General features: G+C 37.9%; 12 protein-coding genes and 2 other annotated features. Of the genes, 4 read left to right on the top strand and 8 right to left on the bottom strand.

Going from position 1 to position 14,538, the window contains the following annotated elements:
• Positions 1 to 180 precede the first annotated feature (180 nt).
• The gene (locus H540_RS0124475; RefSeq protein ID WP_028402799.1) at positions 181 to 1,224 is read right to left on the bottom strand and encodes an oxidoreductase; all 1,044 of its coding nucleotides are present in this window, start codon (positions 1,222 to 1,224) and stop codon (positions 181 to 183) included.
• Positions 1,211 to 1,999, bottom strand: coding sequence for a DeoR/GlpR family DNA-binding transcription regulator (locus H540_RS0124470; RefSeq protein ID WP_028402798.1), 789 nt, complete (start codon positions 1,997 to 1,999; stop codon positions 1,211 to 1,213). The genes H540_RS0124475 and H540_RS0124470 overlap by 14 nt, the downstream gene beginning before the upstream one ends.
• A gap of 457 nt (positions 2,000 to 2,456) precedes the next feature.
• Between H540_RS0124470 and H540_RS0124465 the strand changes: the two genes are divergently transcribed.
• The gene (locus H540_RS0124465) at positions 2,457 to 3,986 is read left to right on the top strand and encodes an FAD-dependent oxidoreductase (RefSeq protein ID WP_051317266.1); all 1,530 of its coding nucleotides are present in this window, start codon (positions 2,457 to 2,459) and stop codon (positions 3,984 to 3,986) included.
• 38 nt (positions 3,987 to 4,024) lie between these two features.
• Here the strand turns inward: H540_RS0124465 and rsgA are convergent, their stop codons facing one another.
• Positions 4,025 to 4,438, bottom strand: coding sequence for a GTPase RsgA (gene rsgA, locus H540_RS0124460; RefSeq protein WP_034671877.1), 414 nt, complete (start codon positions 4,436 to 4,438; stop codon positions 4,025 to 4,027).
• A 55-nt stretch (positions 4,439 to 4,493) separates the two neighbouring features.
• On the bottom strand, positions 4,494 to 5,141 hold the full coding sequence (locus H540_RS0124455; RefSeq protein ID WP_028402795.1) for a GDSL-type esterase/lipase family protein: 648 nt from the start codon (positions 5,139 to 5,141) through the stop codon (positions 4,494 to 4,496).
• A gap of 419 nt (positions 5,142 to 5,560) precedes the next feature.
• Positions 5,561 to 5,787, top strand: a binding site (T-box leader).
• A 55-nt stretch (positions 5,788 to 5,842) separates the two neighbouring features.
• Positions 5,843 to 6,069: a binding site (T-box leader), on the top strand.
• Between the two features lie 142 nt (positions 6,070 to 6,211).
• On the opposite strand from H540_RS0124455, the gene H540_RS0124450 reads away from it, so the two are divergent.
• Positions 6,212 to 7,288 (top strand): bifunctional 3-deoxy-7-phosphoheptulonate synthase/chorismate mutase, encoded by a 1,077-nt coding sequence (locus H540_RS0124450; protein ID WP_028402794.1) that lies wholly within the window; start codon positions 6,212 to 6,214, stop codon positions 7,286 to 7,288.
• A 137-nt stretch (positions 7,289 to 7,425) separates the two neighbouring features.
• A complete protein-coding gene (gene aroC / locus H540_RS0124445; protein ID WP_028402793.1) occupies positions 7,426 to 8,598 on the top strand; it encodes a chorismate synthase in 1,173 nt (390 codons plus the stop codon).
• A gap of 97 nt (positions 8,599 to 8,695) precedes the next feature.
• Here aroC and proI read toward each other — a convergent pair whose 3' ends face one another.
• Together proI and H540_RS0124435 are read right to left on the bottom strand one after the other, a co-directional pair.
• Positions 8,696 to 9,517, bottom strand: coding sequence for a pyrroline-5-carboxylate reductase ProI (proI, locus tag H540_RS0124440; protein WP_028402792.1), 822 nt, complete (start codon positions 9,515 to 9,517; stop codon positions 8,696 to 8,698).
• Positions 9,518 to 9,679: 162 nt separating this feature from the next.
• Positions 9,680 to 10,168 carry an Lrp/AsnC family transcriptional regulator gene (locus H540_RS0124435; RefSeq protein ID WP_028402791.1) on the bottom strand — a complete coding sequence of 163 codons (489 nt, stop codon included), beginning with the start codon at positions 10,166 to 10,168 and terminating at the stop codon, positions 9,680 to 9,682.
• Positions 10,169 to 10,420: 252 nt separating this feature from the next.
• Here H540_RS0124435 and H540_RS0124430 point away from each other — a divergent pair, with 252 nt between their 5' ends.
• Positions 10,421 to 11,353 (top strand): DMT family transporter, encoded by a 933-nt coding sequence (locus tag H540_RS0124430; RefSeq protein ID WP_028402790.1) that lies wholly within the window; start codon positions 10,421 to 10,423, stop codon positions 11,351 to 11,353.
• A gap of 1,037 nt (positions 11,354 to 12,390) precedes the next feature.
• Here H540_RS0124430 and H540_RS0124420 read toward each other — a convergent pair.
• A complete protein-coding gene (locus tag H540_RS0124420) occupies positions 12,391 to 13,341 on the bottom strand; it encodes a hypothetical protein (protein ID WP_028402789.1) in 951 nt (316 codons plus the stop codon).
• A 57-nt stretch (positions 13,342 to 13,398) separates the two neighbouring features.
• A complete protein-coding gene (locus tag H540_RS30825; RefSeq protein WP_162144556.1) occupies positions 13,399 to 14,268 on the bottom strand; it encodes a glycoside hydrolase family 191 protein in 870 nt (289 codons plus the stop codon).
• Positions 14,269 to 14,538: the final 270 nt, after the last annotated feature.

The raw sequence follows: 14,538 nt of genomic DNA, 5'->3' as shown, positions 1-14,538 counted from the left end.
AGAGTGTTTCTGTATAAGGGATAGCTTGCCAAGAAAAAGGCTCTGATAGTAAGAAATATCTAGAATGAAAACGATACTTACAACAATCGCATAAACATAGTAAAATACCCTGTCTCTTGGTGGACAGGGTTTATTTATTTCTAAGGCTGGTTTAATGATTGTTGTTGAAAAATGAAAGATTTACTCTACATATATCGCTTTCTTTTCTGTATTGCTTTTAAGAGCTGCCTCAATGATTTTAATAACTGATAATCCCTCATGTGCAATGACAGGAGCATCTTTGCCCTCAAGTATACTTTCGGCAATTTTTTTATAGTAGATTACATACGATCCATGTAATGTTGGGATGGTTTCGTGTTTCTCTTTTTCTCCATCAATGGTAACCAGCTTACCGTAAAATTGCGGATCGTCTGCGCCCCATGAGTCATTGACAGGCTTTTTGCCTGCTTTGAGCGCAGCTTCCTGTCCATCAAGCCCGTACTTAATAAAGCTTCCTTTGCTTCCGTGAACCTGAAAACGCGGTCCGTTACTCGGAACGATTGAGCCGGAATGTAAAATGACTCGCAGCTTCTCGTAGCCTAAAATAACATGGAAATAATCATCCGTTTCTGCACGCTCTCTTTGCGCAAAAACATCCGCCAATACGAATTGTGGCCAGCCAAACAAATGTAAGGCTTGATCAATTAGATGCGAACCTAAATCATAGAGCATGCCAGATCCAGGACCTTGCTTTTCTCTCCATCTATCTCTTACAACTGGTCTGAAGCGATCATAATGGACCTGATATGTATTGATTTCTCCAAGCGCGCCATCATTCACAAGTTTTTTGACCGTCAAATAGTCATTATCCCACCTTCTGTTATGATAAACACTTAAAAGCAGCTTCTTTTCTTCAGCAATCCGAATGAGCTCCTCTGCCTCCCATGTTTCTACCACCATCGGCTTTTCCAAGACAACATGTTTTCCAGACATTAAACTTTGTTTCGCCATTTCATAATGCAAACCGCTCGGTGTCGTAATAACCACTAAATCAATCGCTGCATCTTCAAGAACCTCTTCTAAGCTGCTTACCACCTCCACGTCTCCCAAATCCTGCTGCACGTTTTCCTTTTTTGAACTAACGACTTTTGCAATTTCAAACTCCTCTAAAACGCTCAACAAGGGCGCGTGAAATGTAGCACCTGAAAGTCCGTATCCAACTAAACCAACCTTAATTTTTCTCATTGTGTTCCCTCTCGCTTTCTTCATCTTCTGTAACAATTAAACGAATATTATTTTCTTTTATTTTTTCCTTTACAGCTTCATCCGGGTATTTATCTGTAATAATCACATCAATGTCCGTAATATCACAAACCCGGTGCAAAAATTCCTTTTCAAACTTTGAACGATCAGCCAGCAGTATGACTTGCCGGGCACAGCTCATCATTTTTTTCTTTAAAAAGGCTTCTTCCTCATCGGGAGAGGTAACACCTTCGCCGCTGATTCCGCATGCTCCAAGAAATAATTGATCAACTTTGTAGTCGTTCAGTGTCTCAATTGTTCTGGGACCCGTTACATTTCTGTTTTTCCTATTGAATTTTCCAGGCAGCAAAAAGGTTTGAATATCCGTATACTCTCCTAATAAATCAACCATATCAATGGAGTTTGTAATCACATTAACATGTTTGTTTCCTATGAACTTAGCCATAAGAGCGACAGTTGAAGAGGTATCGATCAATAAATCATGATCATCGTGAATAAACAAAGACGCGCTCTTTGCAATTCGTTCTTTGCCTGCGGTTGCTTTTCGTTCTTTGTAATCAATTAAATTCCGATTGGCGGATGGAAGTGTCGCTCCTCCCTTTATCCTTATGATTCCCCCGCGTTCTTCGAGTTTTACAAGATCTCTTCTTGCTGTATCCTTTGAAACACTAAACATTTCACATATTTCTTCTAACGTAATGCTTTTATGAGAAGACAAATACGTTTTTATCGATGTCAGCCTTTGTTCTTGATACATAATCTAAAGCTCCTTAATAAATCTTCTGACTAAAATATATACAAGTGAATAAAAAAACCGTCTTTTGATAGTAGGGAAAGATCATCCGGCGACGTGCAGAAGCGCTCAAACCTTTGTAGTAGTTCATGCAAGGGTAAACCAGAGAGAAGAAGCATGCAATACTCCCTTTTAGTTGCACATAGCACATGGAAATGTCGAAATTATCATTCACTCATATATAGTTATCATGAAATCATTATATAAGATTGATATTCATAAAACTACAAAGTAAACTTAAAAAACTTAAAAAAAATAATTATTTTAAGTTTTTTTAACAACAAGCAACCGCAACAATCCAGAACTGTCAGAGCCCGATGTCATTCTGCTGCGAGAATTTTCTGAACATCCTTAAACGGTACATGTTTTCCATAAAATAGAAAATAATATATAATACCATTCTTGATGAGGAGGCTGTTTTATGAACAGAGATGATACATCGCAAGAAATGTCGGATTCACCAGAACCCTATTGGAGAGATTCGGCAGAATTGTCTTCTTTCCCTAAGCTTTCCCAAGATATACAAGTGGATGCAGCTGTTATAGGAGGAGGAATTTCCGGCATTACCACCGCCTATTTGCTTGCAAAGGAAGGTTTGACGGTTGCCCTATTGGAAGCCGATAAAATTTTAAATGGCACCACCGGACATACGACAGCTAAAATAACAGCCCAGCATAATTTGATTTACGATGAGCTAATTAGCCATTTCGGGAAAGAAAAGGCACGATTATATTATGAAGCTAACAGCAACGCGCTGCAATTCGTTAAACAAATCATTGCGGACAGGAACATAAGCTGCGATTTTTCAGAGGAAGATGCCTATTTATATGCAACCAGCGAACAATACGCACAAAAAATTATGAGCGAGTTTCAAGCATACACAAAGCTTGATATAAACGGGGAGTTTTTGGAGCGCATACCTTTGGATATAAAAGTGACAGCTGCGCTCGTTATGAAAAAACAAGCTCAGTTCCACCCTCTTAAATATTTAACAGACCTTACAAAAGCATTTGTGGAAGCAGGCGGCGCTATTTATGAGCATACTGTAGCAGTAGATGTCGAGAAAGGAAGCCATCCGAGGGTTATCACAAGGGACGGACATAAGGTTGCATGCGATTATGTTGTCTCCTGTTCTCACTTTCCGTTCTATGACCCAGCCTTTTATTTTACAAGAATGTATGCCGAGCGCTCTTATGTGCTGGGGGTAAAGACAAAAAAGGAATTTCCGGGCGGTATGTACTTAAGTGTGAATGACCCGGTACGATCGCTGCGTTCCACCCCTATCAATGGTGAAAAGCTTGTACTGGTCGGCGGAGAAAGTCATAAAACCGGTCAAGGCATAGACACGATGAAACATTATGAAGCTTTGGAAGCTTTCGGGGAAGACGTATTGGGGATTGAGAAGCATGTATCCAGATGGTCGACGCAAGATTTAATTACTTTGGATAAAATTCCATACATCGGGCATTTAAGCGATCGGCACCCAAACATCTTTGTCGCAACCGGATACAGAAAATGGGGCATGACAAGCAGTACTGCTGCTGCCTTGCTGATTACAGATTTAATCACGAAAAAGCATAACCCGTATAAAGAGCTGTACACACCATCCCGCTTTGCCGCCGATCCAAGCATCAAGCATTTTCTTACGACAAACGGCGATGTTGCCAAGCACTTGCTTGAAGGCAAGTTAGAATTCCCACTTAGAACACCAGAAGAGCTGGTAACCGGGGAAGGATCTGTTGTCCGTGTAGACGGAAAAAGGGCCGGTGCTTATAAAGATGATGAAGGTGTCCTGCATATCGTCGACACCACATGCACCCACTTAGGCTGCGAGGTCGAATGGAACCGTGGAGACAGAACTTGGGACTGCCCTTGTCATGGATCCAGGTTTTCCATTGACGGAGATGTAATAGAGGGCCCTGCCCAAAAACCTTTAAAAAAGCTGGAGTAGCCGTTTCTTGATAAGATTCATAAAAAAGAAGCCCTTTTTCATAACGAAGGGCTTCTTTCATGCGCTATTTTGTTTTGTATGCTGCTTAGGCGGGGAAACATAGCTGTGCCAAAATCATGCCGATTATCACGAGCAGCATGCTCCCACTGCATAATGGCAAGGATGATACCTGACATCATTAGTCCTTTTGCAGGCAGCCTCTCCCGTACGATTCGTCCACCTTCTTTTTTATAAAACAAAGGTGTTAAAAGAATACCGGCAATGATCGTAATCTTGCCCGCACCTGAAGATCCGATGAGCACAACAGTTTTTCCAGGCTGTATAAAACTCTGCAAGTCAGCAATGCCGTTGCCGCTTACACTGTCCACCGCAAACATATCCACATCAAACGCAATGCTTTTCTCTTTGAGCAACGCAGCCAAATCCTCGCACAAATTGCGCTTCGTCAGCACGATGACAGGCGTTGACCACTCTCATACTACTATAATTTTCATAATAAAAAACGTTTCATAAAGACTCATAGCCTAATTTCCGCATTTCTTCCGCCATGAGATAATACCCTTTCCCGTTCGGATGAATTCCATCAGCAGCTAGGAGTCTGTTCTCGTTTCCTTTAAATACATCGTATATATTTGCCACCTTCAAATTCCGCATATCCGAAAAACTTTCAATATGCGTATTGAAGCGTTCTATCCATTCTTTCGCTTGAGAAAGCCCCGGAAAAGGATTATACAAGTTTACCAGTCTTACAATATACGGTCCTTCCTCCTCCAAGACGAGAGCATCGATCGCATTGAGAATTCTTGATAGATTATCCGTGCATGCGAATTGAGCGTCAAACAGCGCATCCTCATTCTGTTCCTTCAGAAACGTCAGCGCCGCCCGAATCAGGTCATTTCCGCCTGCCGTAATTGTTATGATATCTGCATGCCGGATTGCCTCGGCCACACAAGGGTGCTGTATCATGTTCAGTACGTCCTTCGTGGTCGCTCCGCTTTTGGCGAACTTATATAGTTTGATACGCTTTTGTAAAGCGTTTCTGCTCATTTGCAAGTAATATTCGACAAAACCCGGATCGAACAACATCGTCCCTGCACCGACTGAAAGAGAATCACCTAAAGCCGCATATTCTAAAAGCGGTTCACCGCAGTTCATATTCCACCTCGCAATACTTACTCCACATATATATATTCAAGAACACATGTGGAGTAAACGGGGAACTTGCCCTCGTTTCAGTAAAATATACTTATTGTATTCAATACTATATAAAACTGAATAAAAAAATCGGCTTTTTATAGTGGGGCGAGAGCATCCGGCGGCGTGCAGAAGCGGTCAAACCCTTATAGTGGCCCATGCAGGGGCAAACCAGAGAGAGGAAGTAAGTGCCAATGCCGTTTTGTTCGAAATAGCAAATGAAAACGCCGAAATTATAAATCATTTATATATAGTTTCATTGATGAACGCACTATAAGAATAATTAATACTCTTAAAAGCATAAAAGTTATTGACAATTTCGAAAATGAAATATTATAATACAAGACATACTTAGTAAATATGAAAATTATATTCATAAATTGAAAGCAATGAAAGGAATTTAGTAATGCTTATCTCCCTGTTTTAGAGAGCTGATGGTTGGTGTGAATCAGTACAAAGATAAACATGAATTTCAATCCTGGAGCATCTTTTTCGTAGTAAAGGAGCATCCTTTATGAAGGGAAAGACGGTCAAATGATCGTTAACAAACATGAGTGGTAGACTTGTCTACAACTAGGGTGGTACCGCGATAATCATCGTCCCTACTGATTGGATCAGTAGGGACTTTTTGTATATGTGCGGTTTCTTATGACAATAAAATAACATGTGTGATGATAGGAACAGAGTAGTGGTTGTTTCCCTGTAACAGAGAGCTGGTGGTTGGTGTGAACCAGTACAAAGATAAACACGAATTTCAATCCTGGAGCATCTTTTTCGTAGTAAAGGAACATCCTTTATGAAGGGAAAGACGGTCAAATGATCGTTAACAAACATGAGTGGTAGACTTGTCTACAACTAGGGTGGTACCGCGATAATCATCGTCCCTACTGATTGGATCAGTAGGGACTTTTTTGTATATTTCGCACCAGGAATCGTTTCCAGTCACACTTTGCTGCAACAATCAAATTCAGAAAATAAGGATTTTTCAATCCCTTATTATATATTTCAGACATTCAAAGGAGGATTTTTCAATGGGAAATTATGAATTAGAACAATTACGTAAACAGGTGGATGAAATTAACTTACAGTTACTGCACTTATTAAATGAACGCGCAAAGGTTGTTCAAGAAATTGGTCAACAAAAAAATCTGCAAGGAACAAAGCGTTTTGATCCTGTACGCGAGCGTCAAGTGCTTAACATGATTGCAGAGCATAATGAAGGGCCGTTTGAAACCTCTACAGTACAACACATTTTCAAAACAATTTTCAAAGCAAGCTTAGAATTACAAGAAGATGATAACCGTAAAGCATTATTAGTTTCACGTAAAAAGAAACAAGAAAATACAATTGTTGATGTAAAAGGTGAATTGTTAGGAAGCGGGACACAAACGTTCATTATGGGGCCTTGCGCGGTTGAAAGCTTAGATCAAGTTCGCCAAGTGGCACAAGCAATGAAAGAACAAGGAGTCAAATTAATGCGCGGCGGTGCATTCAAACCAAGAACATCTCCGTACGATTTCCAAGGACTAGGTGTAGAAGGATTACAAATTTTACGCCAAGTAGCCGATGAGTTTGATCTAGCCATCATTAGTGAAATTTTAAATCCGAACGATGTGGAAATGTCACTTGATTACATTGATGTGATTCAAATCGGTGCACGTAACATGCAAAACTTTGATTTATTGCGTGCTGTCGGAAAGGTAAATAAGCCTGTATTATTAAAACGCGGTTTAGCAGCAACAATTGATGAATTTGTTCATGCAGCAGAATACATTATCGCACAAGGAAACGATCAAATTATTTTATGTGAACGTGGTATTCGCACATATGAAAAAGCGACGCGTAATACGCTTGATATTTCTGCAGTACCGATTTTAAAGAAAGAAACACATTTACCAGTCGTTGTTGACGTAACGCATTCAACAGGACGAAAAGATTTACTTCTTCCAACTGCAAAAGCAGCATTAGCAATCGGAGCAGATGCCGTTATGGCCGAAGTGCATCCAGACCCAGCCATTGCGTTATCAGATTCAGCGCAGCAAATGGATATTCCACAGTTCCATGCGTTTATGGAAGAACTAAAAGGCTTCAAGAACAAATTGTCATAATACAATAGCGGAAATATATTGAATAGAATTAAGTAGCGTTTATCTACCATAAGCGTTCGATCCTGCTTCACGATGTATATTGTCCCTGCTAGTATTAGTAGGGACTTTTTATAACAATAGAAAAAGGAGAAGTGAAAATGAGATATTTAACAGCTGGTGAATCACACGGCCCTCAGTTAACCGTTATTTTAGAAGGTGTTCCGGCAGGGCTTTCTTTAACAGCAGAAGATATTAACAAAGAATTACTGAGAAGACAAAAAGGTTATGGCCGCGGGCGACGCATGCAAATTGAAACGGATACGGTTGAAATTGTAAGTGGAGTTCGACACGGTTACACGCTTGGTTCACCAATTACGCTAGTCGTAAAAAATGATGATTTCAAACATTGGACGAAAGTGATGGGAGCTCAGCCAATTTCTGAACAAGAAAGTAAAGAAATGAAACGAACGATTACGAACCCGCGCCCAGGACATGCGGATTTAAATGGTGCCATAAAATACGGTCATCGGGATATGCGTAACGTATTGGAGCGTTCCTCAGCGCGAGAAACAACTGTCCGAGTTGCAGCAGGTGCGGTGGCGAAAAAGATTCTTACTGAATTAGGAGTTACTATTGCAGGTCATGTCCTTGAAATTGGCGGTGTAAAAGCAAATCGGATTTCACACGTATCATTAGAAGAAGTGCAGCTGAAATCAGAAAATTCACCTGTTCGCTGCTTAGATAAAAAAGCGGAGCAAGCGATGATGGATGCGATTGATGCAGCGAAAAATACAGGAGATTCGATTGGCGGCGTCGTTGAAGTAATCGCAGAAGGCATGCCGATTGGTGTCGGCAGCTACGTTCATTATGATCGAAAGTTAGATGCAAAGCTGGCCGCAGCAATCATGAGCATTAATGCTTTTAAAGGAGCGGAGATTGGAATTGGATTTGAAGCAGCTAGGCAACCAGGCAGTGCTGTTCACGATGAAATACTGTGGAATGAAGAAACAGGTTATACAAGAAAAACAAATAACGCTGGCGGACTAGAAGGCGGGATGACAACAGGTATGCCGATTATCATAAGAGGTGTCATGAAGCCAATTCCTACGTTATATAAGCCGCTTGCAAGTGTAGATATTGAGACAAAAATGCCATTTCAAGCAAGCATTGAACGCTCCGATAGCTGTGCTGTACCAGCAGCAGGTGTTGTCGCTGAAGCGGTTGTTGCATGGGAACTAGCAGATGCTTTAGTCGCACAGTTTGGTCAAGATCGGATGGATCTCATTTTGCAAAACATTACACAGCATCATAAGTACACAAAAGAATTTTAAGTAAAAGAATATATAAATTGACACAGTATAATCCTTATAAACAACAACCTCTTCTAAAAGAAGAGGTTGTAACTTCATATACAAACAAATGAGAAAATTATGTTAATGCTTTACCTAGCTCTCTAGAACGTTGTGTAGCTTGTATAATACATTGAATAAGAGCTTCTTGAAAGTGAAGGCTTTGTAACACTTCAATTCCAGCTTCTGTTGTTCCACCTGGAGATGTAATTTCTTTTCGTAAAATTGCAGGCGGCTTCGTATCTCCTTTCAACATTTCAGCTGCCCCAATCATTGTTTGTAGAATAAGGGACTTTGCAACCGTTTCATCTAAACCAATTTGTCTTGCTGCTTCTTCCATTGCTTCTATTACATAATAAATATATGCTGGCCCACTGCCAGACAATGCGGTAACAGCATGCATATCTTTTTCCTCTACGACAGACACGAGACCGATTGTTTCAAAAAGCGTTTTTGCGAGATAAATATGTTCTTCTTCTGCATGTACGGAAGGAGAAATAGCAGTAGCCGATTTTAAAATTGCTGATGATGTATTTGGCATTGCACGTATAACTGGAACATTTTTTTGAAGCAAGCTTGTAATTGATGCCGTCGATACACCAGCTAAAAGTGAAATGATTAATTGTTGATTTGTAATATACTCTTGAAGCGGCGTAAGAGCTTCTACAACATCTTTTGGCTTCATCGCCAAAAACACAATATCAGCATTAGCCAATAGTTCTTCGTTATCGTGTGTACCCTTTACCCCATAACGGGAATATAGTTCCTGTAACCTTGCTTTATTAGAACGATTGCCTACTGTAATTTGTTCACTTTTAACGATGTTACTTTGCAATAAGCCATGAATAATTGCTTCAGCAATTGAACCGGCACCAATAAAAGAAATTTTTTGAATAGACATAGAGACCTCTCTTGAAAAATTATTTGATTTAATTATTTCTATATCATACAAGGATAACAAATGTTTCGAATAAATGTAACATATTTATTCAAAAACTTAGAATATCTAATCACTACTAACTAACTTATAAACTCAGCCTTGCTTGCTTTTCTTAATCGAAAATTATATCTTTTCTCCTTCCCATATCGGCAAAACTGTAGAATATTTAATTTCTCTTAATGCTAAACTAGTTTGGATCCGTGTGATTCCAAGCCTATTTAATTTTCTAATGAAGTTCTCCAATCCCTTCCGATCTTTGTGCGCTACTTTTAAAAGATAATCATACTCTCCCGTTAAGCAGTGACACTCCAATACTTCTGGCATATGTTCTAATGCCTTCTCCAAAACTTCCAGCTTCTCAGCTTGATGGATATTCGTGCTCATAAAAATAAAACATAATAAATCAAATCCAAGCTTTTCTTGATTTAAGATTGCGACTTGCCGATCAATAAATCCTTCGCTTTCCAATCGTTTTACCCTTGCATGTGTAGCGGGCGGAGACAAATTTACGCGCCGTGCAAGCTCCGCATTGCTTAACTGTGCTTCTTTTTGCAATATATCTAAAATTTGAATATCAACATCATCTAACACTTTACTTACGACAGATTCCACTCATATCCACTCCCCTTACAATTCTTCGAAAAATGGCATCTTTTCAATATAAATTTTGAATTTAATTCTTCAAATTCTAATTATTTCTTTATATTATTTCGAATTTATTCTATTATACAGAACGATGTGTTGAATAACAAAGAAAAATGTTAAAATTATTTACAAATCAATATAGAATATTCTAAATTCCATTGTGCACAATGGCTTCGATCTTTTTCACTGCTACAGCGAAATATGAAAAGGAGATAAAATATGCCAATTTTCTATGTTTTATTACTGCTTTTAACGAGTTTATTATGGGGAGGGAATTTTGTCGTTGGAAAATCGCTTGTTGGTCACGCTTCTCCGATGACCTTGACGAGCTTAAGGTGGATGATTGCTGTTGTTTGCCTTTTACCAATTGTATGGTGGAAAGAAAAAAAGCTATTACCGCCGCGAGATGCCCTTCTTCCTTTATTTTTAATGGGAATAACAGGTGTTGTTCTATTTAATCTCTTTCAGTTTTGGGCATTAGAACAAACATCCGCGACCAATGTTGGATTAATTTCAACATTAAATGCGATTTCAATTGCTGTTTTTTCATCTTTATTTTTAAAAGAAAAAATGAATATGCTCCAAATGTTTTCTATGATTCTTTCACTTTTTGGCGTGATTCTTGTTCTCTCAAAAGGAAAGGGCAACCTATTGCTTTCCTTGCATTTTAATACAGGTGATCTATGGATGTTGACCGCTGTATGTATATGGGGAATATATTCTGTTTGCAGCAGATGGGCAACGACAAAGACATCACCAATGATGTCTACATTATACTCCGGTATATTTGGACTTATCGTCCTTCTTCCGTTTAATCTCTCTGATTTTACTGTTTCCAATATAAATGCTTCTTTCGTAGAATCCATTTTATATACAGGTGTTATCTCAACTGTAGTGTGTATGGTATTTTGGAATATTGGCGTACAGAAATTAGGTGCCGCTACATCAGGTATTTTCTTAAATTTCAATCCGATTTTCACTGCAATTTTAGCGTTTTTATTATTAGGTGAACAAATGACGTGGATACAAGGAATCGGGAGCGGCATCGTGATTATAGGATGTTATTTATCCTCATACTTTAAAACGAATACAATTTCGAAACAGAATGTTCATTCACAGCCTTCAAATACGACTCTTGTTCGCAGTCACTAAAAAGGGCACTTCTCGCTTCAGGAGAAGTGCTCTTTTTAATCTGCTGCTTAATGAGCATGCGGCACTCTCCCTTAAACAAATCATTCACATCATCGACTTTTCATCCGTCGGATCCAAGTGAACAGATCATCAGCAGGTATGTGACCGTCATCCGTAATAACTATCACACAATTACAAAATTTATTATTAAATAAAGAACGGCCGACTATTTTTACAAGCCGGCTGTTCTATTTGTTGAAATTCTATATACACTCAACTAAGAATAAGTACATAAACCTTAAAGCCTTTTTGTCATACTTAAATTGTCCATAAAGGTGTATGAATTCCCGCGAACGCTATTTAGTAATTTCAAAAAGTCTGGTATTCCTCTTAAGATGTTTTTTCATGTCTTACCTAAATAGTTACGTTGATCCCTGTACATATTTATACTAACTTATAACACTCTAGGTAACAACCTTCCAATGCTGTTTATTAAATTTAACACATTGATAAATCCTTACAAAAGAAAGATTAAATCCCACGGAATAGGCTATGAAGATGGGAACGACTGAGACCAAGAACTCTCTACTTTTTATGAAATTATGAAGCGGAGCAGTTCCGTTAACTTACACCGTACTGCTCCGCTTCATTCATTTCTATTCTTTCTTTAATTTTTCTAGTTCTTTTCTCCGACTATGAATATAATAATTTAATATCTTTTTCATTCCTTCTAACTGTTCCAGAGTAGCATCTTGTCTAATATAGCGAATGGTTTTCTTAAAAGTCTTCGGATAATGATCTATATTTCTCATTTCTAAACCCCATTCCTCTATATATCTTTCTTATCTAGCTTTCTGCTTCCGTGATTATTTGTAACCTTCTCACATTCTAGAATATGAATCATCAAAAACTTTAATCTAAAAATATCACGCTACCTAAACTATGACAAATTCCTCTTGCGATAAAGGCCTATAAAGACCTAACTCTGCATAAATAACTTTTGCAATTTTCTCTACATACTCCTCTAACTGGGTGGCATCAGGCCCCTCCGCAATCTATTATGGCATTCTATACCAATGATTACCGAGTTTTGAATAGAGTATAATGTTTCCTCTAGTAAACTTCATAAAATTGCGGCTGACTTGATAAGAAACATTCGTTGTATAATAACTCATGTAATCAATCGCATAATCCATAGGACGAACAACATTTATACTCGGTCCTGAAGCGCTGTACTCTAAAGGAGACAAACCATATCCATCAAGTGAAAAAATGGCAGCAGCCGTTTCGGACATTTTAAAGAACTTTCGGATATTAGCATTTGAATACATTGAATAATCTACTATATTGGTTGCTAACATTTTTACGCCTAATGTATTCCGATAATAAACGGCTGAATCCCCTCTCATTTTATAATCGGTATTGGAGGCATATCCCTCATTAGACGCATAAGCATCTGTGTTTACAAAAAAACTTTCCAATAAGTAAAAATCTTGAATTCCCATATGAGTTGGTATTCCGAAAGGATTGTATGTTAGATCAACTTGATCTGACATCACGTCATCGGCGTTCCAGGCATTTACAGTAGTGAACATATTTTTACTATGGATATAATCAAGAGTAGAATTTAAACGATCGCGCGATACTCCAAAATCATATCCGGCATCATCTAAAAAAATTCCATCTGCGCTGATTAATTCCCATTGATCAGTCATATTTTCAATATCATAAAGCGAAAAATTATTAGTTGTAACACCTAAATCGATATAACCAAAAACTATCGCGTTTGGATTAATGGAATGAATGTTAGAAATGATATTTTTAGTTGATAAATAAAATGGACTGTTCGGATCTTCAAGTCCTGCACCAAATACAATATAATCGTATTCGGCAAAAATTTGAGCTGCTAAATCATCATCCCACACATGATTAACTCCTTGTGGGGTTCCATAATATATCAAAACTTTATAGGGTTGGTATTGATTCGCTTGGATCTGTGAAAAGCTCACCTTTTTGCCCCCTTCAAGTACCCGATTTTTAGAATTTGAATAACAAAGTGGTACCTTCTACCATACATTAAATCCTTTATTGGTATAAAAGGGAATGAATCCATTACTTTGGGCAAACTGATGATTTTCCCTTTCCGACTTAAATGAAACCGTAAAAACGGAAATACCGTATTGTTGTTGCAGCTTTTTTAAATTGTTTATCGAATCCCATGTCCATGGGTCTTTAGAAAGCTCATCATAATGGAAATTTTCCCACATAACCCCATTCACATAGGGTACAGTCGACTTTTGTAAAGTATTGAAACCCCAATTTTGTATAAGTAAAAAGTTAGGGTATTGATGTTTAATTTCCTTTAAAAAGGCTACTAATGCATCTCTTTGTTTTTCAAGCATGACAGGATCGTTGGAGTATTGGTCATCGATATCACCGACAGTGTCTAAAAATACTCCATCAAAATTTTTCCCAGCGACTTGGTTTTTAATTTCATTCAATAATAGATTTTTGTAGTGTAAAGAAGAGATATCCATTAAATAAGAATCCCACTTCGAAAAATGAACACGGCTCCCGTTCCTTATAATATAATCAGTAGGTTCAGCCTTGGAAACCAAATTTTTCTTCCATGTATCAAGTTCCATTACACTAATATAGCCCATTACAATTGTTCCGTTTTTTTTAATTTTATCGACCTGCTCTTTTGAAAATTCATAAGGTTCTACAATAACCATTTTATAATTTTTCATTTCTTCTAAGATTTTTTCATTAGGAGCCCCATAAAATATTTTGTACGAAGACACTTCCTTAAAAGAAGTTTTTTTGGTGAAATGATGTTTTTCTGGAAAAAATCCTCTTATACCAAATAACAGAGCAAACACTAAAAATAGTGAAAATGGTATAAAGAAAATTAATAATTTTTTCTTATATATCATTTTCATAACCTCCAAAACATAGAAATAAAAATTGAGTTACTTAAATTTCTAATAACTAGTTCTCACTCCATTATATTTAATTTGTAATCTGTATCTATTAAGTCAAGTATTTTTAAAAATTAGTTTAATAGTTTGATGCTAAAACTTGATTACAAAGTGTAGGCAAATTCTGAGCCAGATTCGAATCTAATTGGCTTAGGTATTGATAGAACTATGAATAGTTCTCTTTCCGAAGTTTAGACTGATCTGAGACTAAAGTTATTTGGCCGT

It is taken from the genome of Ectobacillus panaciterrae DSM 19096 (assembly GCF_000430785.1).
Classification (GTDB): Bacteria; Bacillota; Bacilli; order Bacillales; family Bacillaceae_G; genus Ectobacillus; species Ectobacillus panaciterrae.
The sequence above is the reverse complement of the archived record's forward strand: the minus strand, read 5'-3'. Positions and strand labels throughout refer to the sequence as shown.

Excerpts from the sequence above, each read along its gene's own strand:
- H540_RS30825 (WP_162144556.1), bottom strand. The coding sequence starts at position 14,268 with ATGATATATAAGAAAAAATTATTAATTTTCTTTATACCATTTTCACTA.
- H540_RS0124455 (WP_028402795.1), bottom strand. The coding sequence starts at position 5,141 with ATGAACTGCGGTGAACCGCTTTTAGAATATGCGGCTTTAGGTGATTCT.
- proI (WP_028402792.1), bottom strand. The coding sequence starts at position 9,517 with ATGTCTATTCAAAAAATTTCTTTTATTGGTGCCGGTTCAATTGCTGAA.
- aroC (WP_028402793.1), top strand. The coding sequence starts at position 7,426 with ATGAGATATTTAACAGCTGGTGAATCACACGGCCCTCAGTTAACCGTT.
- H540_RS0124430 (WP_028402790.1), top strand. The coding sequence starts at position 10,421 with ATGCCAATTTTCTATGTTTTATTACTGCTTTTAACGAGTTTATTATGG.
- H540_RS0124450 (WP_028402794.1), top strand. The coding sequence starts at position 6,212 with ATGGGAAATTATGAATTAGAACAATTACGTAAACAGGTGGATGAAATT.
- H540_RS0124465 (WP_051317266.1), top strand. The coding sequence starts at position 2,457 with ATGAACAGAGATGATACATCGCAAGAAATGTCGGATTCACCAGAACCC.
- H540_RS0124475 (WP_028402799.1), bottom strand. The coding sequence starts at position 1,224 with ATGAGAAAAATTAAGGTTGGTTTAGTTGGATACGGACTTTCAGGTGCT.
- H540_RS0124470 (WP_028402798.1), bottom strand. The coding sequence starts at position 1,999 with ATGTATCAAGAACAAAGGCTGACATCGATAAAAACGTATTTGTCTTCT.